The sequence below is a fragment of the Streptomyces violens genome, assembly GCF_000717745.1.
GTDB classification, from domain to species: Bacteria; Actinomycetota; Actinomycetes; order Streptomycetales; family Streptomycetaceae; genus Streptomyces; species Streptomyces violens.
The window spans coordinates 25,427-52,399 of the sequence record NZ_JOBH01000019.1; the positions used below are offsets into that span (position 1 = coordinate 25,427).

The window sequence follows — 26,973 nt, forward strand, 5'->3', positions numbered from 1 at the left end:
TGATCAGGCCGGATGATTTGTGGGATGCCGCGCGTATCAATCTCCGAACCTGTGGCCATGGTTTGACGGCGTGTATGCATAATGCTCGGCATGCCGAAGTTGATCTCCGCTGCTCGAGCCGTGCCTGCTCCGACAGGCCCGCAGCGGACCCGCGACCAGGGGCGACGACGGACTCGGACTGTTCCATCAGCGAGCCATGGGGGACTCGCGACTCTTGCAGAGTGGAGATTGGGAATCGATGCGCCCCCGGACGCTGTTGCGGGTCCTGCTCACGGAGCGGGGCTGCGGCCACTTCGCCACGTTCGAAGAAGAGTTCACCCGGTCCGCCCGGCAGGCCGCCGTGAAGCTGAACCGGCCGGATCTTGCGACGGTGACCGCCTCGCAGGCCACGTGGAAGCGCTGGCTCTCCGGTGACCAGACCCCGCGAAGTGACGCCGCCGCCGTCCTCGAATTCATGCTCGGGGTTGACGTAGAGACGCTGCTGAGGACCGCGGCGGAGCGCGGTGTCGTGCTGCCGGAGATCGCACCCAGTACCGCGCGGGATGCGGCGCGGCTCCTGAATGCCAGGTTCGACACGTCCCACCTGAACCCGATGGGCCGGGTTCCGGGCATGGAGGGCGTGTGGCACCTGGAGGGGCAGCGGTTCTTCGACGGCACGTCCGTCGCTGTCCAGATATACGAGGCCACGGAGCAGGATGGCCGAGTCGTCATCGGGCCCCATCACCACGCTCACATACAGGCCTTAACGCGGGCCACCCGACGGGCGCTGGTTCTCGGTACCCTCGGGGACGACGGCCTGTACGCCTTGGACGCTGCGCACGCTCGTCGGCAACTGGCGGTCACGGTCGAGACGCTGCCCATTTCGACACCGTACGAGGTGGATGACCTCACGTACGGACTGCTGTGGGCGATGCTGAACCTGGACGACAGCCTGTCGGCCGACGACCATGCGCTGCACGCCGAACAGCAGATGCTGGAACCGTTGTGGGCGCAGCGGCGCTCGGCGGTTGCCCGCGCCGCCATACCGGAGCTCACGAATGTCGGCAGCGTGTGGCTCGGTATGTACTTCTGTGCCGAGCACATCATCCGGCGACTGGACGAGGACACCCGCGCACCGGTCTTCTGGACCCCAGTACGTACCGGCGAGGAGGCGGCGGTCTGGCTGTTCTTCGCCTCCTGGCCGCAATTCCGCCTGGCCCTCCGGGAACGTCTCGCCGACGGGGGCCCCGCCCCCGAGCGGGTGTTCTGCATCCCCGAGGGTGATTCCCGGGCAAGTCAGCCCTACGAGCGGATCCTGATCTGGCTGACGGTGGCCATGATGGAGCGGGACGGTCAGACCACCTGGGTGTGCGTTGAGCCGCAGTACGAGCGGATCGACGGCTTCGTGCTGGCCCCCGGGCGCCGAGTGATATCTGCCAATTGGTCGGACTCCAGCGGAATTTGGCAGGTGGACACCACCGACAGCCTCACCGATGTCAGCACCTACGCCCAAGTGGTCGACCATGCTCGCAGGCAGAGCGTCACCAGTGGTGGCACCTCCGAGGAACGCCTTCGTTCACTCGCCGACCATCTCGACCTCGACTGGGACTGGCTGGTGCGGCGCTGCCGCGAACTGGGCGCATACGGCATCGCGGGGATGCTGCGCCCGCGCAGCCGCCTCATCGGCGTCGAGGAACTCGAACGAGTCCTGTGCTTCGCGGGCGAATTCGACGCCGACTGAGTCACCCGGGGCGACGGAGGGGCGACGGGGGGCGACCATCGTCACCGGACCGCTGGAGGGTCGTTCGCGGGTCGTTGCGGGGATGCCCTGCGGAGTCGGGCGGGTGTCCCGTCACCCACGCGGCGCGGAGTCGCACCATCAGTCGCGAGTGATCGCCCGGAGGCAGGGAAACGACCCCGGAACGACCCTGGGCGCCGATAGCTCCGCCCTGGTCGGAGCCGAGAAGTTGATGGTTGCTCCAGAAGCCGCTTTGCCACGCGACTGTCACCCTGGACAAGATGCTCGCGAGTCCGAACGGGCCCCCGCCGCAGGGGGTTCGGACGACTGCGGGCGCAATCGACAGCACGTCGACGCGTCGCCTGTCCCTCCGCTCGTATCCGAGGACGACCATGTCTCACTACACGCCGGACGCCACCGCACCTGGCGCCCCGCGCAGCGGCCGCGGGCGCGGCAAGGCCGCTCGGGCCGACCTGAGCACCGAGCGCGGTCTGCGGGAGCGCACCACGATGCTCGCAGTCGCGCCGGCCGGAGCGGTTGCCGCACTCGCCGGCGGAGCGTTCGCCGTCTCCGCGACGGGCGCGACCGGTCCGCTGGTGTGGGGTGCGGGAGTGTCGGCCGGAGTGTGCTGCGCGGCCGTCCTGGTCGCCGCGCGGCGCGCCGCGCACGGCACTGCGGATGCCATCCACCGGCAGCGTGCCGAGACCGACGCCGCGGTCGGCAAGTGGATCAACCATCTGAGGCACCTTGCCGCCGAGGGACACGCGAGCGTCAACCGGACAGTGGACCAACTGCGCAGCGGCGAACGCCCCGAGGAGCCCCCGCCGCTGCCCGAAGCGGCCGGCTCGCCGCATGCCTTCGCCGTACTGGAACAGCATCTGCGGCAGCTCCAGCACGCAGCGCAGACCGCGGTGATCCATGCGGGTACCCGCCAGCAGGTGGACGCCTTCGTCAACATCTCCCGGCGGCTGCAGATCCTGGTGACGCGCGCGCTGAAACAGCTCGACGACGCCGAGCGGGTCGTCGAGGACCCCGAGCATCTCGACCGGCTCTACACCATCGACCACCTCGTCACCCGTGTCCACCGCGCGGTGGAGAGCCTGGCGGTCCTCGGTGGCGCGGTGCCCCGGCATTTCACCTCACCGGTGCCGCTGGCCACGGTGCTGCGTCAGGCTGTCGCGGAGATCGAGCATTACCCCCGGGTGCGTGTGCTGCCGCCGCCGTCCGGTTACGAGGTACTCGGCCACTCCGCCGTCGAGATCATCCACCTCATCGCCGAACTCGCCGAGAACGCCACCAAGTTCTCGCCGCCCCGAACCCAGGTGATGATCCGTACTCAGGTGGCGACCTCCGGCGTGGTCGTGGAGATCGAGGACCGCGGTCTCGGCATGTCCGCCGAGGTGCGGGACGAGATGAACCGACTCCTCGCCCAGCCTGAAATGTTCGACGTCGACCGGCAACTGCAGGACGGGCGTACCGGTCTGTTCGTCGTGGCGAAGATAGCCAGGCGGCGAGGGCTCGTGGTGCAGCTCCAGCAGAACCTCTACGGCGGCGTTCAGGCCGTCGTGGTCCTGTCGCACTCGGTGCTCAGCGACTCCCGCGCCCCGCAGCCACCGACGCGGCACACGACCCCCGAGCCGCCTCCCGAGCCTTCGACACAGCACACCGCCCCGAAGCCGCCTCCTGAGCCGGCGGCATCCCGCGCTCCCGCGCCGGGCCCGAACCGGCAGGCGCAGCCGTCGCCGCCCGCCGTGGACCACGCGCGGGCCCACGAGGACCGGGAGGTCCAGGGCGTGTCCACACCGCCCCTTCCTGAGCGGCCGGTGCAGGCCACGCCCCCCGCGGCCGCCGAAGACGGCACCGGGCGCCCGCGCCTCGCCCAGCGGAACAAGGAACGCCGTTCCCACCTCACCCCTGAACTTCGCGAGCAGCCGCCGACCGCAGGCCACGACCACGGCGACTCGATCGACGCGGGGCTGCTCGCCCGCTTCACCGAGGGACTGCAGAGGGCCGAAGAAGCCGACCGGGCCACCCCCGGACCCCCTGTGGCACCCACTCAGCGCACTGATTCCCAGGAGTACCGATGACGACCCAGCCATCATTCGAGCAGGACCTGGACTGGCTGCTGGCGGACCTCACGGCCCGGGTGCCCGCCGTGACCGGCGCCGTCCTGGCCTCCAGCGACGGTGTGATGCGCCATCGCCACGGACTGGGGCACGACGACGCGGACCGGCTCAGCGCGATCACCACCGGCATGTGTTCGCTCGGCGGCGGTCTCGCCACCATCCGGCAGAACTTCGGCGGGGTCGAGCAGGTCATCGTGCAGGGCGAGGGCGGCTATCTGTTCGTGTCCCGAGCCGGGCTCAACGGCGTACTCGGCGTGCTCACGGACAAGAGCGCGGACGTCGGCATGGTCGGCTACGAGATCGCCATGCTCGTCAAGAGCGTCAGGGGACACCTGGGCACGCCCTCGCGCGTCGCCTCGAGCCCCTCCGGCGCTCCGGTCGACTGACCGTGCCGGATTTCGCCGACGAGCCCTGGCTGGCCGAGGACACGGCGCACCTGCGGCTTTACGCGTTGACCGGCGGCCGCACCCGGCCGGCCCGCGCCCTGGGCCTGGTATCGCGGGTACGGGTCGCCCCCGGACTCGCCCCCGCGACGCTGGACACTCTCGGACCCGAGAGTGCCCAGGTGGTCGAAGTGTGCGGCCGGGCACCGCGTTCGGTCGCGGAGATCGCCGCCCGGCTGGGTATCCCCGTGAACGTCACCAAGATCCTTCTGTCCGATCTGCTCGACTCCCACGTACTCGTCCCCGCGCTTCCGCCGCGAGAAGCGGACGGCAGCGACCCACTCCTCCTGGAGGCGGCACTTGAAGGCCTTCGAAGCCTCTGACGACATCCCCCTGACTGCACTGAAGATCCTCATCGCAGGAGGGTTCGGGGTGGGCAAGACCACCATGGTCGCCACGGTCAGCGAGATCGCGCCGTTGACCACGGAGGAGACGCTCACCACGGCCAGCGCGGACACCGACAGCCTGGCGGGCGTGGAGAACAAGACCACCACCACAGTGAGCATGGACTTCGGACGCATCACGCTGTGGCGCCAGCAACTGCAGCTCCTGCTGTTCGGTACGCCGGGGCAGGACCGCTTCTGGTTCATGTGGGACGACCTCGCCCACGGCTCCATCGGCGCGGTGGTGCTCGCCGACACCCGGCGTCTGGACTCCTGTTTCAACGCCGTGGAGTTCTTCGAGGACCGCGGTGTGCCCTTCGTCGTGGCGGTCAACGAGTTCGACACCGCGCACCGCTACACACCCGAGGAAGTACGGGGCGCGCTGGAGCTGAGTCCCGACGTCCCCGTCATCATGTTCGATGCGCGCGCTCCATTCTCCGCCCGACAGGTCCTGATCCGCCTCGTCGAGTACGCGCTCACCGTCTCCCTCCGCTCCTCGCGGCAGGCCGATGCACCGCACACTTCGCATGCCACCCCCACCGAATCCTTCGACGGGAACTTTCACCGTGCCCTTTGACGCAGAAACAGGCCTGCACGTGCCGGCCCCCGACACCGAACTCGCCGCTCGCACCGCGCGGCTCGCCGAACTCGGACTGGGCGAGGCGGACAGTGGCCTCGACGCCCTCGCCGCCGAGCTCGCCGAGGCGGCAGGCACCCCGTACGCGATGGTTAATCTCATCACCGACCAGCAGTTCTTCGCGGGCCTGCACACACCGCAGGGCCTGCCCAACACCCTGGGCCCGCACGACGCGATGAGCGGGCCCGAGGTCGGCCGGGTGATGGCGCGCGACCACGGCTACTGCCCCGAGGTCATCAGCCGCCGCATCCCGCTCGTCCTGCCGGACGTGTACGCGGCGCCCCGCTTCGCGGGCAACCCCGTGGTCGACGAACTGGGTATCCGCGTGTACCTCGGGGCACCGCTCATCGATGAGGAGACCGGCATCGCTCTGGGCACCGTGTGCGCGGTCGGCACCGAGCCCCGCCCGCTGGCCACCGCGCGCGGCTCCCTCGACCTGATCAAGAGCTTCCGCGACCAGGCCATGGACCGCATCTACGAGGCCGGGCGTTCCCGCCCGTGATGCCGTCCTACACGGCCGCCGCTTCGGGGACGGACGGAGCTGCGAGCCGGCTGGACCAGTCGCTGCGCGAGGTGCCGAGTGCGACCTCGGCGAGGCGGTACAGCTGGACGTCGGACGTGCCGGCGGGGGCATAGATGTGCGAGGCGTCCCGGGCGAACCGCTCGATGGGCCGGTCGGGGAACAGGCCGCACGCGGCATGGATCTCCATCGCCGACCGTGCCGAGTCGATGGCGGACTCCACATTGAGGTACTTGGCGTTCATCAGTTCCGCGTCGCAGGGGAGCCCGGAGTCCAGCAGATGCACGGCATGGTAGGCGGCCAGGCGCGCGGTCATCAGCCGGTGCTGCATGAGTCCGAGCTTCTGCTTGACCGTGGGCACCGCGCTGAGCGGTTTGCCGTAGCGCTGCTGCTCGGCCGCGTACCGGGTCGTCTCCTCCACCAGTGCCTGATGAATGCCGAGCGAAACGGCGGTCAGATTCGGTCTGCCGTACAGCACGCTGGAGGAGTACGCCACGTCGAGTCCGCGGCCCTCGCCGCCGAGCAGATTCTCGGCGGGGACCCGGCACTCGTCGTAGCGGATCTCACCGAAGCTGAAGCCGTGCAGGCCCATCGCGGGCCGGTGCGGGGCCAGTGAGAAGCCGGGCCTGTCGGACTCCACGAGGAACGCCGAAAGGCCGCTCGACCCTTCCCCGGTCCGTACGACCACACCGTGCAGATCGCCGACGTGACTGTTGCCGACGAACACCTTGCGGCCATTGAGGACGTACTCATCGCCCTCCCGCCGGGCGGTCGACTCCATGCCGAGCACATGCCCACCGGACTGGGGCTCGGTCACCGCGATCGTCGGCAGGCAGTCGCCGGCCGCGACCGCGGGCAGCCACTTCCGCTTCTGCCGCTCGTCACCGAAGTGAATGATCTTGGCCACGCCCAGCTGCGATGCCTGCACCATGGCGCCCATGGCCCCGCTGACCCGGGACAGCTCCTCGATGATGACGGTCTTCGCCAAGTGACCCAGCCCCATCCCGCCGTATGCCGGGTCGACGGTGACGCCGAGCCAGCCCTCCTTGGCGATGAGACGGGACAGCTCGTGCTCCACGGACCGGGACGCCTCCATGTCCGCTATCCGGGGCGCCACCTTCGCCTCGGCGAAGGCACGGATCTCCGCCCGCAACATTTCGTGACGCTCCGTCATGAAATAGCTGTCCATCTGCAACCTTTCCTACATGCAGGCCACTTGGACCCCGCCCCGCGCCGCACGGCGCAGGGCCCGGTCGGCCTTCTGGCGAACATACGAAAATCAGGAGCCCGTGAAGATGGCGCTCAGTCGATTGCGGTCCGCCCACCACGCGCGGTGGCATGGGCGGCACGGCCATCCGAGGGCTCGTCGGACAGAAGGAGGCAGACGCGTTCACCGAGGGCGGCGCAGCGCTGCTGCCCGGCGCCGATCCGTCATCCGGCAGGCCTCCCCGGCAGGAGGCGTCGGGCGGATAGGGGCGGGGGCGTGCCGGTACGCTCGGCGCGGACCTGCGCGCCGACGACGCGCACGCGGATCACGTATCGCCCCACACTCGCTCCCGTGGTCGGTTGGCACATTCGATGGCCACAGGTGTGACCACTGCCGGAACAGTCGGACGGCCCTGCCCTGAGCGCGTCTTTGCGCCCCGGAGAAGGACCCGCCTCTACGGTGACGATCTGTCGGCCGGTTTTCACTACATGGCCGGGGTCGTTTCAGGGTCGTTCTCGACGGCCGAGCCCGCGACCTGCACCTTTAGCCGCCAATTTCACCGTTGTCCGCTGTTGCTCGCCGTTGTTCGATCCGAAAGCCGGGGACCCACGCCAAGAAACCGACCCCGCTCGCCGCTCCTGCGGGCGTCTCGACGCCGGGCCGGCGCATGGGCCCGAGGACCGGTCGGAGCCGCGAAAGGTTCCCCCAGTTCACCGGAAACAGAGCCGTGCGCCTCGACGATCAGGTGGTACTCGCTCCCTGCCTTACTCCGCGCGACGCCGACCTCGACCTGGTCCTCGAAGTGCTCTACGCCCCCCTCTTCCAGCGGTGGCTGCACCGCAGCGGTCCGCTGACCACCGCATACGCCGACTCGCTGGTCGACGCGACCCTCAGAGCTTTCGGCCCCTGAACGGGAGAGGGCCCACATCCGCAGAGCTCGGCCCGGTCGGCTCCTGACGTCCGAGCGCCCGTCATCGAGCGTTCCGGCGCGGAGGCCCAGGTGGTATCTCCGGGACCGGACATGCACTGACAACGGAGGTGATTGCTGAGCTCGTCGCCCAAGTAGGCCCGCTGTGGTGCGCCCAACGCGAGCGACGCCTTCAGTCCCGGTCGCGACAGCGAGCGATGGGCGCCGGAGGCCGATACAAGCTCGTCTTCGTCGAACCGGATGCTGGCCACCTTGGTCCATCTGCGGCACGGCGGCACGCGCGATGTGCTGGCCCCGTTGGTTCGGCGTGGACCGCTCCACCATCACCGGGCGATCGGGGAGGTGCGGCCGCTGCTGGCCCAACGCGGCTGCTCAGTGGCGCCGGACGTACGGCTGCACTCGCTCGCTGAGGTCATCGAGCGCCTCGGGGCAACAGGGCAGACGGCGATCGTCGATGCCACCGAAGTCCGAGTCCGCCGACCCGCGGCCGGAACACCCGGTCGCAACAGCTATGTCTCCGGCAAGAGCAAACAGGACGCCATGAAGGCCCTCATCCTCACGGACGCGGCAAGACGCCTGCTGTTCGGCGGCGCCATCAGGCCGGGCAGTTGTCCCGACATCACCCAGGCCCGCGACGCCGGCTTGGTGAACCTGTTCTCCGGCCGAGTCGGACTCGAGATCCTGGCCGTCGCCGGCTACCAGGGCTTGGGCGCCCAGACCGGCGGTCAAGTGATCACCCCTTCGCATCGCAAGTTCAAGAGGAATGCTCCACCGTGGTGGAGGAGATGTTCGTCCAACAGCGCAAGGTGCATTCGTCTCGACGCATTCGGGACGAGCACGGTATCGCCCATCTGAAGAACTGGCGGGCGTTGGCCCGCCCTACGACCGCCGCGAATCGCTCGACGACACGATTCAAGCGATCGCAGGCCTGGTCTCACGCCAGCAAGCAAGAGCGAAGCCACCGGCGACTGTCCTCAGGTGATCTCCGCACGCATCCGCGCTCACTCACGCCGCGGGCCAACCACGCACGAGGCCGTTAGGGGGAGGCGGTTGGCCAGCGCGTATTCGTTGGGGTAACGGCAGCGGTAGTACGCCTCGTCGCAACCAGTTCGGCAACACCTTTCCCCTCTTCATCCACTACGGCATGTCCACCCGCCACGCGCACACCGCCGCGTTTCCGATCGACCACGTACCGGCCGGCCCTGAAACAGGCACCGAGTAGCCGACACGGACGCCAGAGGCCCGGCGGCGCGGGCTCCCTCCCCGGGCATGCCCGCGCCGCCGGGCCTCATTCCACTTGGGGCCGGTCATGCTCAGTGCAGCCAAGCCTGCCACGTACTGCTGCTGCCGTGCTGCGAACGCGATTCGATCACAACTCAAGACAGTTCCTGCCCGTCCGTCTGGAAGATGTCGATCGCGCGCCCGGTGGTGCGTGGCCCCAGTGTCGCGACATTGACGATCAGGAGCAGCATGACGGCGGCGATTGTGGCGAACATCGGGCCTGCTCCTTGCGCGTGCAGCAACGGAAGGAGCAGGAAGGGCAGTGCCGCCGTGACGCTCTTGCCGACCGCGTAGGCCGCGCCGACCGCTGCGCCGCGCAAGTGCGTGGGGTACTGCTCGGCGAGATAGATGTGGTACGTGTTCGAGAAAAGGTTGCTGACCAGGGTGTAGGCAAAGCCGCAGACAACGATGGCGGGTCCGGTGCTGCCCAGCCCGAAACCCAGCCCGCACGCCGCCATGAGCCCGGCCAGCACCATGATGAGGTACTTGCGCTCGAAGCGTTCGACCACGGGTACCGACAGCAGGGACCCCAGCGGATAGCCCAGGTACGAGACGGCCGTATAGGCGAGCGAATGGATCAGGGGGAAGCCCTTGGCTGTCAGGACGAGCGGAGCCAGAGTGCCGAAGCCGTAGTAGCCGACGGCCTGCGTGCCGCTCAGCACCCACGCCATGACCGTGCGCCTGCGCAGCGGGGAGGTTCCGGCGCGCACGGGCGCCGGAGCCGTGACCGCTTGGGTTGGCAGGAGCGGCCCCGTGGCCTGCCGCTCCATGGCACCGACGATGCCGTCGGCTTCCTCGGTACGTCCCTTGGATGCGAGCCACCGCGGCGATTCCGGTAGCGCACGGCGGATCGACCACGTCAGCCCGCTGCCCAGTGCACCGATGACGAAGAGCCAGCGCCAGCCCGCCACTCCCAGCGGGTGCAGCGGCACCAACCACAGGGCGAGGAAGCCGACGAGCGGGATACCCAGGAAGGACACCGTGTAGGCCCAGGCGATCTGTCGGCCACGGTGCGCCGCCGGTAGCAACTCGGAGAGATAACTGTCCGCCAGGGTGAATTCCGCGCCGATGCCGAGCCCTGCTAGAAAGCGGAAAATCGCCATTGTGGTCGGGTCGACAGCGAAGGCCCCGGCCAACGTGAACACCGAATACATCAGCAGATTGACCACGAAGGATTTTTTGCGTCCAAAACGATCCGCGAATCGCCCCATTGCCACCGACCCGATGACCTGACCGATGAATGCAGAAGCGAGAACCAATTCGAGGGCCGACCCGCTGAGCAGGAATTCGTCCTGTAACACCTGCGACACTGTGCCGGCGAGGAAGGTCTCGTAGGCGTCGAAGAGCAGCCCCGCTCCTACAAGGAGTACCGCTTTCCGGTGCATCGGTAGGAGGGGGAGCCGGTCGATGCGCGCCTGGACCGGCACGTCGGGTTCATGGGCAAGGCGGGGTGATGCAGCGGGCTGCGGTTGTGCGCGAGTCATGGCGTCTCCGGCTCCGGCAGCACGTGATGCGTGAAGACACGTGATGGATTCGATGAACCTGCGCGGGGCGTGGCTCCGCAGCTCGCTGGAGCCACGCCCGGGGGTGGGCCGTCAGGCCTGCGTGAAGCTCCTGGTGTCGAGACCCAGCCAGGAGCGCAGGCCTTCTTCGCCGGCGGGCAGGATGCGCAGCGCCCGGCTGTTGGGCGAGCGCTCCACCCAGCCTCGGTCGATGCAGGAGTCCAGGACCGCAGCACCGACGGCGCCCGACAGATGGTGGCACTGCTCGGTCCAGTCCACGCAGTAGCGCACGAGTGGCCTGCTGGTCTCCGGTGCCGTCACGCCGATCTCGGCCATCATGTCCCAGCCTCGCGGGGTGATCCGGTATTCGAGGTCCTTGCCCCGGGAGGAGAGCTTGTCCTCTGTGGCGCGGTTCGGGTCGTGTCGGCCGTCCCCGCCGACCACTGCCTTGCGGTCGATCAGGGCGCGCATAACGCCGACGCCGAGGTGCCCGGCGAGGTGGTCGTAGCAGGAGCGGGCGATACGCAGCGCGCGGGCGCGGGTGCCGGAGCGTAGCGACTTAGGTTCGAAAGGCGGAGCCAGCCGGGCCAGGGACTCGATGGCTCGTGCGACTTCCGGAGAGGCCAGACTGTAATAGCGGTGCCGCCCTTGCGTCTGGACCCGGAGCATCCCACCGCCCACCAGCTGACTGAGATGACCGCTCATCGTGGACAGCGCCACGCCGGCCTCGGAGGCCAGCATGGACATAGGAAGCGAACGTTTGTCGAGCAACGCGAGAAGAATGCGAGCCCGGGTCTTGTCGCCAATCAATGATGCTGGATCGACAAAATTGGCGTCACCGGCGAGATCACGCATCGGCTTGACTTTCCCCCTCGTTCGTCAAGAAACCTGACGGTCCATGCATGACACAAGATCAACAGAGGGTCCGTGTAACTGTCAACCGCCGTGCAATCAAAGGCGAAAAAGGACGGTTTGCTGCGTGTGCCGCGATGTAAGTTTTCCCATGGCATGGGACGAGTAAATTCTTGGCGATGAAGGTAATGCGATTCTCTGCGGTTTCCGTCGCGGCACGCTTCGGCCGGGGCCGAAGGATTCCGGGGTTACGGTGATCGAGCCGATGGGGTGCTCGACACCGGACACCCCGTCAACACCGTGTATTTCCAAGGAGGTTGCAGTGGGTCGGCAGGTCATCACCAGGGGAAAGGTGCCTGGCTACAAGTACTCGCCGGGCGTCGTCGTCGGGGACACCGCGTATCTGGCTGGTCACTTCGGTGTCGACGATCAGGGAGAGCTGGTGTCGCAGGACGTCGCCGAGGAAGGCAGGCGGGCGCTGCGGAACATGGACGCCACTCTCGCGGCCGCCGGGATGAGCCTCGCTGATGTGGTCAGCATGCGGGTGTGGCTGGTCACCTACGACGACATGCCCGCCTTCGACAAGGTCTACGGGGAGTTCTTCCCGCAGGATCCGCCCGCGCGCACCGCGTTCATGGTCGGCCGTCTGCCGCTCGGCGCCAAGGTCGAACTCGATGCCGTCGCGGTACGTGGCTCGGCCGAGGTCGAAGCCCATCTGGCATGACGGACACGTCCGGACCCCCCGAGCCGGCCTCACCCGCCGTCGGCGAGCCGGACCTCGCCCGGCTCGCCGATCTCATCGGCGTCCCGTCCCGAGCCAGGATCCTGCTGGCGCTGGCCGACGGCCGGGCACTTCCGGCCAGCCTGCTGGCCCGGTCGGCGAAGGTCGCGCCGTCCACCGTGAGCGAGCAGTTGGCGAAGCTGGTCGACGGCGGCCTGCTGCGCGTCGAGGCCCACGGCCGCCACCGCTACTACCGGCTCGCCGGACCGGAGGTCGCGGAGGCTCTGGAGACCCTCGCGGCGCTCTCGGGGCACCGTGACGACCGCCCGGGCCAGCTCCGAACCCTCTCCTGGGCGCGTACTTGCTACGACCATCTCGCGGGGAAACTCGGGGTGGCACTCATGCGGGCGCTGCTCGATCTGGGCTGCCTCGCCGGCGGCAACGGTCTCTTCGACTCCCGGACTGCCGTGTGCGACCGGCTGTCCGCCCCCGGCAAGGACCTCACGTACGAGCTGACCGCCACGGGACGCAGGCTCCTCGTCGACGAGTTGGGTGTCGCGTTGCCCAACGGCCGCCGACCGCTTGTGCGGTACTGCGTGGACTGGAGCGAGCAGGCCCACCACCTGTCGGGGGCACTGGGCGCCGAGTTGCTGCGGCGCTTTGTGGAGCTGGGCTGGGTGCGCAGATACGCGGGGCGCCGAACGGTCAGCGTCACCCGGCTCGGAGAGCAGCAGCTGCCTGAGCGGCTCGGCATGCATCTCCCTGGCCAGGCCTGAGGCCCCCTTTACGACTGATCCACCACTCTCCGCGCCGGTCGCGCCGGTCACGCCCGCCGGCGCGAGTGCTCCCCGGTCCGCGCCGGAGCGGGAGCAAAGAAAGAAAGGTATGTCACGTGCCGGATGCACAAGTGCAGGAATCCGGATCCGCATCTGCCTCTCGGAAGGCGTCCGAACGCCCGTCACAACTGCCGCTGATCGCACTGTGCATGGGCTTCTTCATGGTCATGCTGGACGCCACGATCGTCACCGTGGCGCTTCCCCCCATCGGGAAGGAGTTCGGCTCCGGAGGAAACCTCACCGGCGTCCAGTGGGTGGCCGACGGGTACACCGTCGTCTTCGCCGGCCTGCTGCTGTCCGCCGGCTCCATCGGCGACAAGCTCGGCAGCCGCTCCGCGTTCCAGACCGGCCTCGGACTCTTCGTCATCACATCGGCCGGCTGCGGTTTCGCCCCGTCCCTGTGGTTCCTCGTCGTGATGCGACTGTTGCAGGGGCTCGCGGCGGCGCTCGTCGTACCGACCTCCCTGGCCCTGATCCACGCCTCGTACGAGGACAAGAAGGACCGCGCCAAGGCGATCGGGCTCTGGGGCGGGATCGGCGGCCTGGCCGCGGCATCGGGTCCTGTCCTCGGCGGCCTGCTGGTGGCGGCGTTCGGCTGGCGGGCGGTGTTCTACGTGAACCTGCCGTTCGGCATCCTCGGACTCATCCTGACAGCCCGTTACGTCACGGCCCCCAGGCCCGAGCGAGGGGCCGCGCTCGATCTGCCCGCACAGGTCCTGGGCATCCTGGCGCTGGGCGCGGTGGCGTTCGGCATCATCGAGGCGGGGCACTCCGGCTGGACGGACCCGGTCGTCCTCGGCTCGCTGGCCCTGTTCGTGCTGTGCGGTGCGGGCTTCCTGCTGGTGGAGAAGCGCACCACCGACCCGATGCTGCCCCTGGGCCTGTTCCGCAACGCCACCTTCTCCAGCGCCACGGCCGTCGGCCTCTTCCTGAACATCGGCTTCTACGGCCAGCTGTTCGTCGTCAGCTTCTACTTCCAGCAGTACCGCCACTACGCGGTGCTCTGGGCGGGCCTGGCGCTGCTGCCGCAGACGGCGATGGCGGCCGTCGCCTCCACCCTCGGTGGCCGGATGACCGCACGTACCGGACCGCGGCCGCCGATGCTGCTCGGCCTGGGGCTGGGAGCCGTGGGCTTCGTCGGGTTGCTGCTCGCGGGGCGTACGACGCCGTACCTGGAACTGGTCCTGCCGCTGGCCGCCATCGGCTTCGGCACGGCCTTCACGATGCCGGCCGCGGTCGCCGCGGTCGTCGAATCGGCCCCCGCGCACCGGGCGGGGGTAGCGTCGGGCGTGCTCAACGCCGCCCGCCAGGTCGGCAGCGCGGTGGGCGTCGCCCTGCTGGGCGCGCTGGTCACCCAGACCGCCGGCTTCATCGACGGCATGCGCATCGGCTCGGTGATCAGCGCGGCCTGCTTCGCCGCGGGAATCCTCCTTGCTCTCTTCGGAGTGGAGCGCGAGGGGCGGGCGCAGGAAGCCTAGAAGCAGTGGAAGGGACTGGGGGCGTTGCCCGGAAAGCTCTCCGGGCAACGCCCCCAGTCGTACCGCCCCGCTCGCACTGCGGCCAGTCCAGGGCGTCCAGTGCGTAGCCGTCGAAGAAGTGCTCGCAGTCCAGGAAGATCCGGCGGCCCTGCGCGCGGAGGTACGCGACGGTGTCGCGGATCATCGCCAGGTTCTCGTCGAGGGTGGTGCGCAGCGCCGGCTCCACGTGCCGGAAGGGCACCTCTTCCTGTACCCGCTGGAAGAATTCGGTGTCCCGGGGGTTGGCGCCGGGCCAGCCGCCTTCGATGAAGCCCACGCCGAAGTCGTCCAGGTGGCGCGCGATCGTCAGCACCCGATCGGTCATCACAGCACCGTTTCCGGTTGAAGAAGCCGTAAGAATCGAAAGCGGCGCAGGAAGAGGTGGGCACCCCGCTGTGCGGGGTGCCCACCTCAGGGGGCGGCGCGTGCGGTCAGGGCCGCCCGAGCAGTTCTGCCATCAATGCGGCGCGCAGGATCACGCTCCGTCGCACACTCTCGAAGTAGTGCGCGTTCGGGAGCGAGTCCGTTCCCGGAGGTAGTTCCGGGCCGCGGGGACCCGCATGGACCACCGGGACACCTGGCCACCGCGCCAATAGCTCACGGTCGAAGACGTAACGGGAATCGAGACGTTCGGAGCGGAAGTGATCCCGCACCGCCGGCTGATGGAAGTCCGACAGCTCGAACGGAATCACCGACACGGCGTCGGCCTCCTCCATGAGCCGGGCCGCATCATCCACTGTGCGCCAGGCCAGCCCGCCCTCTCCCATCGTCCGCACGATGTCGTCGGGGAAGGAGGCACCGGGCGGGGGCAGGAAGACCAGCTCTGCCGCGTTCACGGCAATGAGCGCGTGGACCAGCGAACGCGTCGCCCGGCACGCCGGATCCCCGGCATAACCGATGACTGCGCCGTCCAGCTTGCCGAGCTTCGAGCGGAGCACCCACAGATCCAGCAGCGTTTGGGTGGGATGCTCCCGATCACCACACCCGGCGCTGATGACCGGCACCGGCGACACGGCGGCCGCACGCTCCGCCGCGTCGTCCTCCGTGTGCCGTAGCACCAGGACATCGGCATACTCGCCGATCACCCGGACCGTGTCCTCCAGAGACTCCTGATAGAAGTCCCCCGCACGGGTCGTGGACACGTCCGAGAACCCGATCGACGCACCACCGATACGATGCGCGGCAGCCTCGAAGCTGATCCGGGTCCGGGTGCTGTTCTGGTAGAAGAGCGTGCCCAGCAGCGCTCCCGGCGCGATCTGCTCCAGTACGGCCCGGGGCTGTTTCAGCATCCGGTCCGCACGGTTCCACACCGCTTCGAAGTCGTCGCGGCGCCACGTACGCAGTGTGGCGGCCTGGCGAAGCGCTACGGGCTTCGCCTCGATCACTCCCACCACTTGCCCTCCACCGTCTTAGCGACCCACTTTTGCGTGTCGAGCATCGCGTAGCCGGGCGTCACCGGGAGCTGTACCGAGCCGGGGAGCTGGTCGAGACCAGTGATGGCCATGCCGATGCGGGAGGCGAGCATCCCTTGGGCCAGCGGCGGAGTGCCTGCGAAGATCGGGCACTCCTGGTTCTTGATGAACCACTCCTCCAGAATCTCCGGCCCCGGGTAGTCCGGCATCTCCGGAATGAACCGGCTGATCAGCTGACGGGCGTTCTTCTCATTCATCTCCTCACCCTCGGGCACCCCGAAGTACTCCTCGGCGGGCATGGAATCCCGGGTCCACTTGAAGAAGAACGTGCGGTGCCCGAACACCGGCGTGCACATCATGAACTGACACTGCGTAGAACGCCGGAAGGCCCTGTGCAGTGTGTAGCGGGCGGATATCTCATACAGCTCGATCTTGTCGAGGACGTAGTCACAGTCCTCGAAGAACTCGTCCACCGACTCCTCGGTGATGCCCTCGGGGAAGACCTCGATGTTGACGTCCCTCGTGGTCTCGTAGACCAGTTCGGCGACGGCCTCCGCCTTGTTGCGCCCGACGTTCCCGAAGGTGGCACCGAACTGCCGGTTGATGTTGGACTTCTCGAAGGTGTCAGGGTCGGCGACCTTCAGGTTCTGCACGCCCATGCGCACCAGCCGCTCAGCGGTGGCGCCACCGATGCCTCCTACGCCCGCGATGCCGATCTTGGCGTTGCGGAGCTTCAACTGGCGCTCGCGCTGTTCCTCTTCGGTGTTGCCGAGCCAGCCGAGGTTGCGCCGGACGCGCTCCCAGTAGTAGCTCTCGTCGGTCTCGGTCGCCGTGTAGCGCATACGGTCGCTCATGCTGATGTATTCCTGTCGTTCTTCGTTGATTGTCCAGGGGCGGCGCGGCTCGCGGCGCCCAGGTCAGTCGGTGGAACGGATGAGGGTTACGGGAGCGCCGGCCAGCTCGTAGCTGTCGCGGACGAAGTGCGTGGGAAGGTCCTCCTCGGCACAGCAGCGTTCGAGGTAGTCGATGATCTGCTTGCCTTCACCGTCGAGGGCCGAGACGGGGCGGGGGCTGTTGTCCGGTCCGAGTACGCAGGGCACGAAACCTGCTTCGATCGCCCCGCCGGAGGCCTCACCGAGCACGGCGAATCCGGTCAGCCGGCCATCCGGGTGGAATGGCAACAGGGGGTAGCCCTCACGCGGTCCGATGCGGTGTTCTCCGAATCGGCGCAGACTTTCTCGCTGGGTACGCGCGTCACCGCGCCCCAGGTACGCCGCTTTCTGCAGCCGTTCCTCCAGGTTTGGCAAGTCGAAGGCGAAGTGCCCCAGACCGTAGTAGATGGGCTTGCCGCGGTAGATTTCGATACCGCGCAGCAGATGGTGGTGGTGGCCCAGGACGGCGTCCGCTCCGGCGTCCACCACAGCCCGTGCCGTACGTATCTCGTGATCGGTCAGGACGTAGGGCCGTGTGAAGTCGCCCCAGTGGAAGCTGACGACTACCAGATCGGCCGTTGCCTTCGCCCGCTCGATGTCCTCATGAAGCGCGGCCAGATCCGCTTCGTCCGGACAGGTGGTGATCCGCGGCACCAGGCCCGGGTTCCACTCGTTCTGTTCCCACGGGGTGAAGTGGGTGTGGGCACGCATCGGCGCCAGCCCCGGTACCTGCGCCCGTGCTTCGTAGCCATGCGGGAACACCGATGCATAGGCGAGTACGGCGAGCCGGCCGCGACGCGTGTCGAGGAGTGCGGGCTCCCTCGCTGCCGCGAGGTTCTCACCGGCTCCTGCCGTGGCGACACCGCTGTCACGCATCAGCCGACGGGTGTCGAGAAGCGCCTGGTACCCGCCGTCCAGACTGTGATTGTTGGCGAGGGAGACGACCGTGAACGCGTCGGCCGTGACGCCGACGGCATTCTCGGGGGCGGCCACGACAGGAACACCCGCGCTGGGTGCCCGTTCCGTGGTCCTGCTGTAATTGCCCTCGAGATTCGCGAAAACTGCATCGCACTGCCCGAAGACTTCTCTGACGTGTTGCAGCGCTTGGCCGGGGGCGTCCCTGTGGACGAACACATCCCCTGCCGCGGCCATGAATACCGACCTGCTGGAAGACATGATTCCTCTCGTCGACGGGCTCTCGGAGAGCGGGCATTGGCGGACAACTACGGTGCAGGCGCGGGTCGTTGGGCCGCGCCATCGCTACCCAAGAAGCGGTGGCTTCCGGAGCTGCGACGACACTAGATCGATTTGACTTCGGCCCCGCCCGAAGCGTGCTCCGGCATGGGCCCCGCTCCGCCGGCCCGCCGATACGAAAAGGAAGGCAGAACGAAGCAGCAGGGGCCACTTCTGCCGGGGCACAGAAAGAGGACCCTCGTGGGCGAGGGCGTTCGGGGTGCCACCCCCGCGCGGTGCGGTGCGGTGCGGGGCGGGAACGGGTCAGGGCCGGGCGGCGGAGAGGGCGGCGGTGGCGGCCTGGCTGATCGCGGCGGCGGCCCGGGAGGGGGCGGTGAGTTCGAGGACGGTGGTGCCGGCAGGGGGTGGGGCGGAGGCGAAGCCAGAAGATGGCGCAGCCGGCGGCGTGGAGGGCGGCGATGCGGCTGGGCGGACGTGTTCCTGAAGGTGGACGCCGATCAGGCGCGCATCGACGTCGAGGTCGAGGCGATGGCCCGGGCGCCGGTCCCGACCCGCAGGTCCTGTGGCGCAAGCCGCCGGTGCTCGCGATCAGTGCGGTCCCGGGGACGGCGCTCGGCCGCCTCGGCGAGCCGTCGAGCGCGTCCCCGGCGGCGTGGGCCGCGGGGGGTACCACCCTCCGGAAGTTGCACGACGCGCCGTTGCCGCCCTGGCGCGGCCGGGCAGGCCGGAACCTCGAGGAATTGGTGGCGGATCTCAACGGCGAATGCGAGTGGCTCGTGACGAACGGCGTCCTGCCCTCCGACCTGGTCACCTGCAACCGCCAGGTCGCCGAGGCCGCGCTCCGGCCGTGGACTCCGGCGTTCACGCGCGGCGACCTACAGGTAACTCACGTGTTCGTCGACGGCGACGAGGTCACGGGCATCATCGACTGGTCCGAGGCGGGCCAGTGTTCGTCCTCCGGATTGCGCCAGCGAGCTGCACCCTCGACGTAGATCTCGTTCGCGGGCCTGAAGAAACGCATGACCGCGGGCCTGGACCGGTTCTCCGCCTCACTCGCGGACGGCAGCGCGGGCGGGGTGAAGGCACCACCCGCAAGGGCGAGCCTTGGATCACCGTTCCGGGGCTTCACCGAGGAGCTCTCCTCGGTGGCCGGGTACGAGCGGATCGAGCGTGACGTTCCCCAACGCCGCCTGCTGCTGGCCCTCTTCGTGCTGGGCACGAATATGGGCATCCGGGTGATCGTAGCGACCGGGGAGCACGGTGAGGGCGAGGCCGCGCTGCGGCACGTGTGCCGGCACGTCATCACCGTCGACAACCTACGGGCCGCCGTCACCAGGCTGGTGAACTCCACCTTCGCCGCCCGCGATGCCGCGTGGCGGGGCCGGGGCACCGCTTGCGCGTGGGACTCGAAGAAGTTCGGGTCCTGGTCCTCGAGCTTCATGACTGAGAACCACGCCAGCTACGGCGGCAACGGCGTGATCATCTACTGGCACGTTGAGCGGAAGGACGTCTGCATCCACTCCCAGCTCAAGAGCTGTTCGTCGGCCGATGTCGCCGCGATGATCGAGGGGGCTGCTGCGGCACTGCACCGACGCCGGGCGATGCCCTGTCCGGCTGGCCCGCGCTCGGCGCCTCGCTGGCGAGGCACGATCCGCTGGGAGCTGATCGAGCAGCAGGGCGACCAGATGGTGAAGTACGGGTGCTGTTGTGTCCTGCCGGGCCGGAGGTGCCGCCGTCACTCCGTCGCGGTGCGGCGGGCGTAGGCGCGGGCGGCGCGGGCGCGGTCGCCGCAGCGGGTGGAGCACCACTGGCGGCGGCCGTGCTTGAGCAGGAAGCGGTTGCAGGGCGGGGAGGCGCAGGCGGTCAGGCGGGCGGCGTCGGCGGAGGTGAGCAGGTCGGCGGCGTCGGTGGCGATGACTGCCAGGGCGTGGTCGACGATCGCGGTGGTGGGGTGGGGGGTGGCTCGGTAGGGGCCGGTCTTCTCGTCCCACAGCAGCAGGGATGCGGTGGGGACGCGGGTCATCGCATCGTTGATCGCCGCGACGGCGGCGGGTGGGGCGGGCCGGTCGGCGACGCGGGAGGCCAGCAGCGACCTGACCTGTTCACGCAGCGAGCGCAGCTGCGTCGCACATACCTCCGCAAGGCCGGTGCCGGCCGGGGCGAGGTCGCGCTGTGTCAGCCACTGCTCGGCCTGCGCCGGGGTGCCCAGGAGGTCGGCCGTGTGCCCGCCGGGCAGCGCCACGGCGCTGTTGGCCAGGGCGAGGGCGGGGTGCTCCGCCTCGCCCTGCGCCGACGGCAGGGCGACTTCTTCCCTCGCGACTTCTTCCCTCACGAACTCTTCCACGCTTCTCATGGTACGGGTTGCCATCATCCGTGAGACATGCGTACAGTCGACTCACGGTTACACGCAATCTATCCGTGAGGAACCCTTTCGTGTCTTCCCCGACCCTGCAGACCGCGCCGTTCCCCGTCCGTGTCTTCGGCGGCCCGACCGCCCTCTTCGAGTACGGCGGCCTGCGCTTTCTCACCGACCCGACCTTCGACGGCCCCGGCGACCACCAGGCACCGGCTGCCGTGCTGACCAAGACGGCGGGGCCTGACGGCAGCCCGGCCGATCTCGGTCGCGTCGACGTGGTCCTGCTCTCGCACGACGAGCACGCCGACAACCTCGACACCTCCGGCCGGGCCCTGCTCGCCGACGTTCCGCTGACGCTCACCACCCCCGGCGGCGGAGAGCGTCTGGGGGAGGCGGCCACCGGCCTCGCCGACTGGCAGTCGGTCGAGCTCGAGCGCCGGGATGGCGGGCCCGGCACGGTCACCGTGACCGGCGTGCCCGCCATCCACGGTCCCGGCCCGCGCGAAGAGGTCGAGCCGATCACCGGCCAGGTCGTCGGGTTCGTCCTGACCGGCGAGGGCCTGCCCACCGTCTATGTCAGCGGCGACAACGCCTCCCTCGACGCGGTCAAGGACATCGCCGAGCGCTTCGCCCCGGTCGACACCGCCCTCCTCTTCGCCGGCGCGCCCCGCTTCACCGAGGTCTTCGACGGCGAGGTGATCGTCTTGGACAGCGCCCAGGCCGCCCAGGCCGCGAAGATCCTCGACGCCGGCCGCGTGGTCCCCGTCCACTACGACAGCTGGGCCCACTTCACCGAGGGCCGCGACGAGCTCGTCGCCGCCTTCACCGCCGCCGGTCTCGCCGACCGCGTCGACTTCGGCGTCCGCGGCTGACCCCACGTACGTCAGCCACGTACGTCAGCCACGTACGTCGGGCACGTACGTCGGGCACGTACGTCAGCCACGTACGTCGGGCACGTACGTCAGTCACGTACGCCGGACACGGCCGGGCGCCGGCCGGCAGAGACCCGCCGCGACTGCCGGCCGGCGCCCGGCGCCCCACCTCCCCGCGCGCCCCACCTCCCCGCGCGCCCCACCTCCCCGCACGCCGCACACCTCGAAACCGAAGGACCGCACGACCATGACCGACCCGATCCGCGGCACCCGCCATGGCTCCGCCCCCGCCGCCCTGTCCGTACTGGACTCCGCCATGACCGGCACCGGCCAGACCGCCGCAGAGGCGCTGGCCGGCAGCATCGAACTCGCCCGGCTCGCCGACCGGCGCGGCTTCACCCGCTACTGGATGAACGAGCACCACGCCATGCCTGGCGTCTCCACCTCCAGCCCGCCCGTCCTGCTGGCCCGGCTCACCGCGGAGACCAGCAGGCTGCGGCTCGGCGCGGGCGGGATCATGCTGCCCAACCATCCGCCGCTGGTCGTCGCCGAACAGTTCGGCATGCTGGACGCCCTCGCCCCCGGCCGCATCGACCTGGGCCTGGGCCGCGCCCCGGGCACCGATCACGCCACGGCCGCCGCCCTGCGCCGCGGCGCGAGTGACGCCGAGGACTTCCCCCAGCAGGTCGCCGAGCTGCTGCACTTCCTCGGCGACGACTTCCCGGCCGAGCACCCCTACGCCGACCGCGTGTACGCCGTGCCGGGGCCCGCCCAGGACCGGCTCAACGGCGTCACCCCGCCCATCGGCCGCCTGCCGGTGTGGCTGCTCGGCTCGTCCGGCTACTCGGCGCAGCTCGCCGCCCGGCTCGGCCTGCCGTTCGCCTTCGCCGCGCACTTCAACCCGCGCGATGTCGTGGCCGCCCTGCGTCTGTACCGCGAGCGGTTCACTCCGTCCGAGGCCCTGGCCGAGCCGTACGCGCTGGTCAGCTTCACCGTCGCGGCATCCGACGACGAGCGTGAGGCTCGCCGCCAGGCCGGCACCCTCGCGCACGCCATGCTCCGCATGTTCCAGCGCAAGTCCTACCTGCTGCCGTCCCCCGAGGAAGTGGACGCCTACACCTACGACGCCCAGGAGCGCCAGGCCGTCGACAGCTGGCTGAACCACGTTCCGCACGGCACTCCCGAGCAGGTCACCGCCCACCTGAATCAGGTCCAGCGGGACTCCGGCGCCGACGAGCTCATGATCGGCAGCGTCGGCCACTCCGTCCAGGCCCGGCTGCGCTCCACCGAACTGATCGCCGACGCCTACGGCATGCCCGACAGCCCGCGCTGACGCGGGACGGGCGGGCCTCCGCCCTCCCAAGCCCGCCACCCTTCACCGCCAAGCCCCCCTGATTCTCCAGGAGTTACCAACGGCGCCCCCGTGGCCACCGTCCTCGCCCTGCCCGGCAGCTCGACTACGCCCTGCGCCCGGTCCTCACCGCGCTCGGCGCCCAGGTCTCCCACGGCCGGTTCGTCCTGGGCCGGCACATGGCGACCGCCCCGGACGGCGCGATGACCCTCGACCACGACGACGAGCGGCAACTGGCCGGCGTCACCGACCAGTTCGCCACGGCACTCCCGTCGAGCGCACACCTGTCCGCCGCCTGACAATCACCGGGCCACTCCGACCAGAGCCCCTCCACCCCGGCCTCCCGGCACACCGAAAGCACGGACCACATGACCCACCCGCATTCCACTCCCATCCGTACCCCGCCCACCACCGCCCCCGCCGCCGCCATATCCGCGGTACAGAAGCGCACCCTGACCGTGCTGCTCGTCTCCCAGGTCCTCAGCGGTGTCGGCCTCGCCGCCGGTGTCACCGTCGCCGGGCTGCTGGCCGCGCAGATGCTGCACAACACCTCGCTGTCCGGGCTGCCCATCGCCCTGCTCACCGCGGGCTCCGCCGTCGCCGCCGTCGTCATCGGACGCGTCTCCCAGCGCCTCGGCCGCCGCCCCGGACTGGCCGCCGGATATCTCACCGGCGCCCTCGGCGGTGCCGGTGTCGTCGTCGCGGCCGCGCTCGGCAGCCCCGCGCTGCTGTTCGTCTCCCTGTTCCTCTACGGCGCCGGCACCACGTCCAACCTCCAGGCCCGGTACGCAGGAGCCGACCTCGCCGCGCCCCATCAGCGCGCCCGTGCCACCTCCACCGTCATCGTCGCCACCACCGCCGGCGGCATCGCCGGACCTCTGCTCGCCACCCCCGCCGGCCACCTCGCGACCGCGCTCCACCTGCCCGAGCTGACCGGCCTGTTCCCTCCTCTCCACAGTCGCGTTCACGCTGGCCGCACTCACCCTCCTCGTATGGCTGCGCCCGGACCCGCTGGTGCTCGCCCGCACCCTGCCCGCGGCCTCGAACGAGGGCGCACCCGCGGATTCCCCCTCCCGGTCCGGCCCCGGCCTGCTCGTCGGCGTCGTGGTCCTCGTCCTCAGCCAGCTCGTCATGGTCGCCGTGATGACCATGACCCCCATCCACATGCACGCCCACGGCTTCGGCACCGCCGCGTCCGGCCTGGTCATCGCCCTGCACACGGGTTCCATGTACCTGCCGTCGCCGCTGGCCGGTCGCCTCGTCGACCGATTCGGCGCCACTGCAATGAGCGTCGTGACGGCCGGCACACTGCTCGCCGCGGGAGTAGTCACCGCCCTCGCGCCCGGCCACTCCTTCACCCTGATCACCCTCGCCCTCGTCCTGCTCGGCGTCGGCTGGAGTTTCGGCCTGGTCACCGGCACCGCGATCGTTACCAACAGCGCGCCCCTGGCCACCCGCGCCAAGGTCCAGGGCCTGGTCGACGTCGCCATCGCCGTCGCGGGCGCCGTCGGCGGCCTTGCCTCCGGCATCGTCGTCGCCACCACCAGCTACCCGTTCCTCGCCGCCCTGTGCGGCGCCCTCGCCTTCGTGGCCGCACCTGCGGCCATCGCCGCCGCCCGCAAGAGCTCCGCGCGCGCCTGACCGACGTAGCCGGGGTGGGACCGGAATACGAGCGAAACGTGCCACACCAGCGGCCGGGTAGGTCACAGGCGCGAATCGGTGGGGCACCCGGGCATCTGGACCCACTGAGCGCCTGACCACCTCCGCGCGCAACCTCAACCGCATACCGCGCTTCATCCCACCTCAGTGCGGTGGCGGTGGAGTGCGTGACTACCCCCGGTGTGGAGTCATTCCGTCAGCCCCGTACCGGTTACCCCGGACGGTTCCCGGTGACGGAACTGACCTCGTACCGACTAGCGCTGTACCGCTTCGTTCAGGCGGTCGCGTGGATGGCGGCGCGCATCTTCTGCTCGGTCTGTTCCTGCGCCTTGTCTCGGCAGTGCAGCGGCTCCGGCTTGCGAGGGCTGTGCGCGCGATGTGACACAGATGTTCCTCAGCGCCCGAGGTCGCTACAACTGCGCCGTGGTGCCAGGATTCCGCCGCTGCCGGCAGGAACTACCGCGACTCGACGAACCTGCAGGTCATCGGCGATACCAACAGGCGCCTGGTGGCGGCAGTCGAGGTTCCGGGCACGCCGTTCCGCAGGGGCGATCGACGCGGCGACGACTGACGCAGTGGGGGGAAGACAGCCGCGCCCACCCCCTGGACCAGACGTGCGCCGACCAGCACCCGGGAGCTGTGGTGCCACGGCACCGCCCAAGCAGCCGAGCAATTCCAATACGGCCCGGTGCGTATTAGTTATACGATACGCACCGGGCCGTATTGGAACTAGCGACGGCGCCCGCCCATGAGGCATGACCAACGCCGATGAGGCATGACCAACCAAGCGATCGGAGTCAGCATCGTGTCCGACACCTATTACGACCTCGGTGAATACCGCCGCCAGGTGACGACCTCGGCGCCGGAGGCTCAACTGTGGTTCGACCGCGGCCTGTTGTGGGCGTACTGCTTCAACTTCGACGAATCGGCTCGCTGTTTCGAGCGGGCCGCAAGCCTTGACCCCCACTGTGCCATGGCGCACTGGGGTGCCGCCTTCGCGAAGGGGCCCAACTACAACAAGGCATGGCGCCTGTTCGACTCCACCGACCTGGAGGCATCCATCACCTACGCGAACGCCGCACTGGAGCGGGCACGCGCCTCCTCCGACCGGTGTACACCGTTCGAGCAGGCGCTCATCGAGGCACTGACCGCACGGTTCCCCACCGACGGCCTCCCCGAGGGGCCGGAGGGCTTCGGCAAGCTCGACGTCGCGTACGCCGAGGCCATGCGCGCGGTCTACCGGGCGCACCCCGAAGACTTGGACGCGGCGGCGCTGTTCGCCGACGCGCTGATGTGCGTGAGCCCGCGCGCCCTGTGGGACCTGGACAGTGGGGAGCCGGTCGGGTACGGCACCGTCGAGGCCCGTGAGGTGATCGAGCAGGCCCTGGCCCGGCCCGGCGGGGACCGTCACCCGGTTCTCAACCACCTCTACATCCACCTGATGGAGATGTCGCCGTACCCGGAGATCGCGCTGCCGGCGGCCGACCGGCTGCGGAACCTGGCCCCCGACGGTTCGCACCTGGCACATATGGCCACGCACATCGACGCCGCGTGCGGGGACTGGCGCCGCGTGGTGGACTCCAACACCGCCGCGGCCGCGGCGGACGACAAGTACTTCGCGCAGGAGAACCCGCAGGGCTGGATCTGGCTCTACCGTGCGCACAATCTCTGCGTTCTGGCCTACGGCGCGATGATGTCCGGGAGGTCCCGCGACGCCCTGCGGGCCGCCCGGCGGCTGGACGAAATCCTCACGCCTGAACTGCTTCAGGTCACCAGCCCACCCATGGCCGACCTGGCCGAGAGCTACCGCACCACGCTGCCGCACGTACTGATCCGCTTCGGGCGCTGGGAGGAGATCCTCGAGCTCGAACCGCCGCAGGACCAGGAGCTGTTCTGCTCGACGACGGCGATGATCCACTACGCCCGCGGCATCGCTTACTCCGCACTCGGTCGCATCGCCGAGGCCGAGGCGGCCCGTGACGCCTTCGCTGCCGCCCGCGCCGCCGTCCCCGAGTCCCGGCTGAACTCCCTGCCGGCCAGGGAAGTCGACGTGCTCGCGGTTGCCGCGGGGATGCTCGACGGCGAACTGGAGTACCGCAAGGGCAACTTCGACGATGCCTTCGCCGCTCTGCGCCGCGCCATCGAACTCGAAGACGCGCTCCCGTACACCGACCCGCCGGCGTGGCTCCAGCCGGTGCGCCACGCCTATGGCGCTCTGCTGATGGAGCAGGGGCGGACCGAAGAAGCCGTCGCGGTGTACCGGGCGGACCTTTACCTTGACCGCGCCCTCGCGCGGCGCCGCACGCGTCCCAACAACGTATGGAGTCTGCACGGGCTCCACGAATGCCTCACCCGGCTGGGCAGGCACGATGAGGCAGAACAGATCGCACTCGCCCGCGACATCGCCGTCGCCACCGCCGACATCCCCGTCGCGGCCTCCTGCTTCTGCCGCCTGAGCGCCTTCACGGGGGACGCCCCCGGCTGCTGCGGAGCGGAAGGCGCGGAAGACGCGGCGGAAGAGTCGTGA

Annotated in this window: 22 protein-coding genes and 3 pseudogenes; 17 read left to right on the forward strand and 8 right to left on the reverse strand. The window is 69.4% G+C overall.

All coding sequences use genetic code 11. The features are described 5' to 3' along the window. The first annotated feature begins 238 nt into the window (after positions 1-238). The 6 genes from IF04_RS0130015 (at position 239) to IF04_RS0130040 (ending at position 5,808) form a co-directional block, all read left to right on the forward strand. Positions 239-1,720, forward strand: coding sequence for a hypothetical protein (locus IF04_RS0130015; protein WP_030264868.1), 1,482 nt, complete (start codon positions 239-241; stop codon positions 1,718-1,720). A gap of 389 nt (positions 1,721-2,109) precedes the next feature. Beyond that, positions 2,110-3,804, forward strand: coding sequence for an ATP-binding protein (locus IF04_RS36160; RefSeq protein ID WP_051831666.1), 1,695 nt, complete (start codon positions 2,110-2,112; stop codon positions 3,802-3,804). Beyond that, positions 3,801-4,229: a roadblock/LC7 domain-containing protein gene (locus IF04_RS0130025; RefSeq protein ID WP_030264875.1), complete on the forward strand. Its 429-nt coding sequence runs from the start codon at positions 3,801-3,803 to the stop codon at positions 4,227-4,229. The genes IF04_RS36160 and IF04_RS0130025 overlap by 4 nt, the downstream gene beginning before the upstream one ends. Before the next feature lie 2 nt (positions 4,230-4,231). After that, complete coding sequence (locus tag IF04_RS0130030) at positions 4,232-4,609, forward strand: DUF742 domain-containing protein (protein WP_030264878.1); 378 nt, start codon at positions 4,232-4,234, stop codon at positions 4,607-4,609. Continuing rightward, positions 4,587-5,246, forward strand: a complete 660-nt coding sequence (locus tag IF04_RS0130035; protein ID WP_063829543.1) for a GTP-binding protein — start codon at positions 4,587-4,589, stop codon at positions 5,244-5,246. Before IF04_RS0130030 ends, IF04_RS0130035 begins: the two co-directional genes overlap by 23 nt. Then, positions 5,236-5,808: a GAF domain-containing protein gene (locus IF04_RS0130040; RefSeq protein WP_051831667.1), complete on the forward strand. Its 573-nt coding sequence runs from the start codon at positions 5,236-5,238 to the stop codon at positions 5,806-5,808. The genes IF04_RS0130035 and IF04_RS0130040 overlap by 11 nt, the downstream gene beginning before the upstream one ends. Before the next feature lie 7 nt (positions 5,809-5,815). Here the strand turns inward: IF04_RS0130040 and IF04_RS0130045 are convergent, their stop codons facing one another. Beyond that, positions 5,816-7,015: an acyl-CoA dehydrogenase family protein gene (locus IF04_RS0130045; RefSeq protein WP_030264885.1), complete on the reverse strand. Its 1,200-nt coding sequence runs from the start codon at positions 7,013-7,015 to the stop codon at positions 5,816-5,818. Between the two features lie 745 nt (positions 7,016-7,760). Here IF04_RS0130045 and IF04_RS0130050 point away from each other — a divergent pair. After that, entirely contained in the window at positions 7,761-7,943 is a 183-nt protein-coding gene (locus tag IF04_RS0130050; RefSeq protein WP_030264886.1) for a TetR-like C-terminal domain-containing protein, read from the forward strand. 258 nt (positions 7,944-8,201) lie between these two features. Beyond that, the gene (locus tag IF04_RS38460) at positions 8,202-8,816 is read left to right on the forward strand and encodes a transposase family protein (RefSeq protein ID WP_245654556.1); all 615 of its coding nucleotides are present in this window, start codon (positions 8,202-8,204) and stop codon (positions 8,814-8,816) included. 521 nt (positions 8,817-9,337) lie between these two features. Here the strand turns inward: IF04_RS38460 and IF04_RS0130060 are convergent. Together IF04_RS0130060 and IF04_RS0130065 are read right to left on the reverse strand one after the other, a co-directional pair. Next, positions 9,338-10,669: an MFS transporter gene (locus IF04_RS0130060; protein ID WP_030264888.1), complete on the reverse strand. Its 1,332-nt coding sequence runs from the start codon at positions 10,667-10,669 to the stop codon at positions 9,338-9,340. A 168-nt stretch (positions 10,670-10,837) separates the two neighbouring features. Further along, positions 10,838-11,599, reverse strand: a complete 762-nt coding sequence (locus IF04_RS0130065) for an ArsR/SmtB family transcription factor (RefSeq protein WP_030264890.1) — start codon at positions 11,597-11,599, stop codon at positions 10,838-10,840. A 319-nt stretch (positions 11,600-11,918) separates the two neighbouring features. Between IF04_RS0130065 and IF04_RS0130070 the strand changes: the two genes are divergently transcribed. The 3 genes from IF04_RS0130070 to IF04_RS0130080 all read left to right on the forward strand — a co-directional run bounded on the left by IF04_RS0130070 (position 11,919) and on the right by IF04_RS0130080 (position 14,631). Then, positions 11,919-12,320 carry a RidA family protein gene (locus tag IF04_RS0130070; protein WP_051831668.1) on the forward strand — a complete coding sequence of 134 codons (402 nt, stop codon included), beginning with the start codon at positions 11,919-11,921 and terminating at the stop codon, positions 12,318-12,320. Further along, positions 12,317-13,093, forward strand: coding sequence for an ArsR/SmtB family transcription factor (locus IF04_RS0130075; RefSeq protein WP_030264893.1), 777 nt, complete (start codon positions 12,317-12,319; stop codon positions 13,091-13,093). The genes IF04_RS0130070 and IF04_RS0130075 overlap by 4 nt, the downstream gene beginning before the upstream one ends. Positions 13,094-13,302: 209 nt before the next feature. Beyond that, on the forward strand, positions 13,303-14,631 hold the full coding sequence (locus tag IF04_RS0130080; RefSeq protein ID WP_063829544.1) for an MFS transporter: 1,329 nt from the start codon (positions 13,303-13,305) through the stop codon (positions 14,629-14,631). Between the two features lie 100 nt (positions 14,632-14,731). Here the strand turns inward: IF04_RS0130080 and IF04_RS39975 are convergent. The 4 genes and pseudogenes from IF04_RS39975 to IF04_RS0130100 all read right to left on the reverse strand — a co-directional run. Further along, a pseudogene (locus tag IF04_RS39975) lies at positions 14,732-15,031 on the reverse strand (citramalate synthase); the annotation flags it as partial. A gap of 70 nt (positions 15,032-15,101) precedes the next feature. Further along, the gene (locus IF04_RS0130090) at positions 15,102-16,064 is read right to left on the reverse strand and encodes a hypothetical protein (RefSeq protein ID WP_078600977.1); all 963 of its coding nucleotides are present in this window, start codon (positions 16,062-16,064) and stop codon (positions 15,102-15,104) included. Continuing rightward, entirely contained in the window at positions 16,052-16,936 is an 885-nt protein-coding gene (locus IF04_RS0130095) for a ThiF family adenylyltransferase (protein ID WP_030264902.1), read from the reverse strand. Before IF04_RS0130095 ends, IF04_RS0130090 begins: the two co-directional genes overlap by 13 nt. Before the next feature lie 63 nt (positions 16,937-16,999). Then, complete coding sequence (locus tag IF04_RS0130100; protein ID WP_211259872.1) at positions 17,000-18,166, reverse strand: CapA family protein; 1,167 nt, start codon at positions 18,164-18,166, stop codon at positions 17,000-17,002. 516 nt (positions 18,167-18,682) lie between these two features. On the opposite strand from IF04_RS0130100, the pseudogene IF04_RS36170 reads away from it, so the two are divergent. Next, positions 18,683-19,155, forward strand: a pseudogene (locus tag IF04_RS36170) (phosphotransferase); the annotation flags it as partial. Between the two features lie 72 nt (positions 19,156-19,227). Further along, a complete protein-coding gene (locus tag IF04_RS0130110) occupies positions 19,228-19,971 on the forward strand; it encodes a Tn3 family transposase (protein ID WP_030264908.1) in 744 nt (247 codons plus the stop codon). Here the strand turns inward: IF04_RS0130110 and IF04_RS0130115 are convergent. Next, positions 19,944-20,561, reverse strand: coding sequence for a CGNR zinc finger domain-containing protein (locus IF04_RS0130115; protein WP_030264913.1), 618 nt, complete (start codon positions 20,559-20,561; stop codon positions 19,944-19,946). The genes IF04_RS0130110 and IF04_RS0130115 overlap by 28 nt on opposite strands. Positions 20,562-20,641: 80 nt before the next feature. Here IF04_RS0130115 and IF04_RS0130120 point away from each other — a divergent pair, with 80 nt between their 5' ends. From IF04_RS0130120 to IF04_RS0130145, 4 genes and pseudogenes are all read left to right on the forward strand, one after another. After that, positions 20,642-21,436, forward strand: a complete 795-nt coding sequence (locus IF04_RS0130120; RefSeq protein ID WP_030264916.1) for an MBL fold metallo-hydrolase — start codon at positions 20,642-20,644, stop codon at positions 21,434-21,436. Positions 21,437-21,683: 247 nt separating this feature from the next. Further along, positions 21,684-22,769, forward strand: coding sequence for an LLM class flavin-dependent oxidoreductase (locus tag IF04_RS0130125; protein ID WP_030264920.1), 1,086 nt, complete (start codon positions 21,684-21,686; stop codon positions 22,767-22,769). 386 nt (positions 22,770-23,155) lie between these two features. Then, positions 23,156-24,428, forward strand: a pseudogene (locus IF04_RS36175) (MFS transporter). Between the two features lie 793 nt (positions 24,429-25,221). Continuing rightward, the gene (locus tag IF04_RS0130145; RefSeq protein WP_051831670.1) at positions 25,222-26,973 is read left to right on the forward strand and encodes a tetratricopeptide repeat protein; all 1,752 of its coding nucleotides are present in this window, start codon (positions 25,222-25,224) and stop codon (positions 26,971-26,973) included.

What these genes read in the sequence shown, in the direction of transcription:
- IF04_RS0130015 (WP_030264868.1), top strand. Translation starts at nt 239, where the DNA reads ATGCGCCCCCGGACGCTGTTGCGGGTCCTGCTCACGGAGCGGGGCTGC.
- IF04_RS36160 (WP_051831666.1), top strand. Translation starts at nt 2,110, where the DNA reads ATGTCTCACTACACGCCGGACGCCACCGCACCTGGCGCCCCGCGCAGC.
- IF04_RS0130025 (WP_030264875.1), top strand. Translation starts at nt 3,801, where the DNA reads ATGACGACCCAGCCATCATTCGAGCAGGACCTGGACTGGCTGCTGGCG.
- IF04_RS0130045 (WP_030264885.1), bottom strand. Translation starts at nt 7,015, where the DNA reads ATGGACAGCTATTTCATGACGGAGCGTCACGAAATGTTGCGGGCGGAG.
- IF04_RS38460 (WP_245654556.1), top strand. Translation starts at nt 8,202, where the DNA reads ATGCTGGCCACCTTGGTCCATCTGCGGCACGGCGGCACGCGCGATGTG.
- IF04_RS0130065 (WP_030264890.1), bottom strand. Translation starts at nt 11,599, where the DNA reads ATGCGTGATCTCGCCGGTGACGCCAATTTTGTCGATCCAGCATCATTG.
- IF04_RS0130075 (WP_030264893.1), top strand. Translation starts at nt 12,317, where the DNA reads ATGACGGACACGTCCGGACCCCCCGAGCCGGCCTCACCCGCCGTCGGC.
- IF04_RS0130080 (WP_063829544.1), top strand. Translation starts at nt 13,303, where the DNA reads ATGGGCTTCTTCATGGTCATGCTGGACGCCACGATCGTCACCGTGGCG.
- IF04_RS0130095 (WP_030264902.1), bottom strand. Translation starts at nt 16,936, where the DNA reads ATGAGCGACCGTATGCGCTACACGGCGACCGAGACCGACGAGAGCTAC.
- IF04_RS0130100 (WP_211259872.1), bottom strand. Translation starts at nt 18,166, where the DNA reads ATGGCCGCGGCAGGGGATGTGTTCGTCCACAGGGACGCCCCCGGCCAA.
- IF04_RS0130110 (WP_030264908.1), top strand. Translation starts at nt 19,228, where the DNA reads ATGACCGCGGGCCTGGACCGGTTCTCCGCCTCACTCGCGGACGGCAGC.
- IF04_RS0130115 (WP_030264913.1), bottom strand. Translation starts at nt 20,561, where the DNA reads ATGAGAAGCGTGGAAGAGTTCGTGAGGGAAGAAGTCGCGAGGGAAGAA.
- IF04_RS0130125 (WP_030264920.1), top strand. Translation starts at nt 21,684, where the DNA reads ATGACCGACCCGATCCGCGGCACCCGCCATGGCTCCGCCCCCGCCGCC.
- IF04_RS0130145 (WP_051831670.1), top strand. Translation starts at nt 25,222, where the DNA reads ATGACCAACCAAGCGATCGGAGTCAGCATCGTGTCCGACACCTATTAC.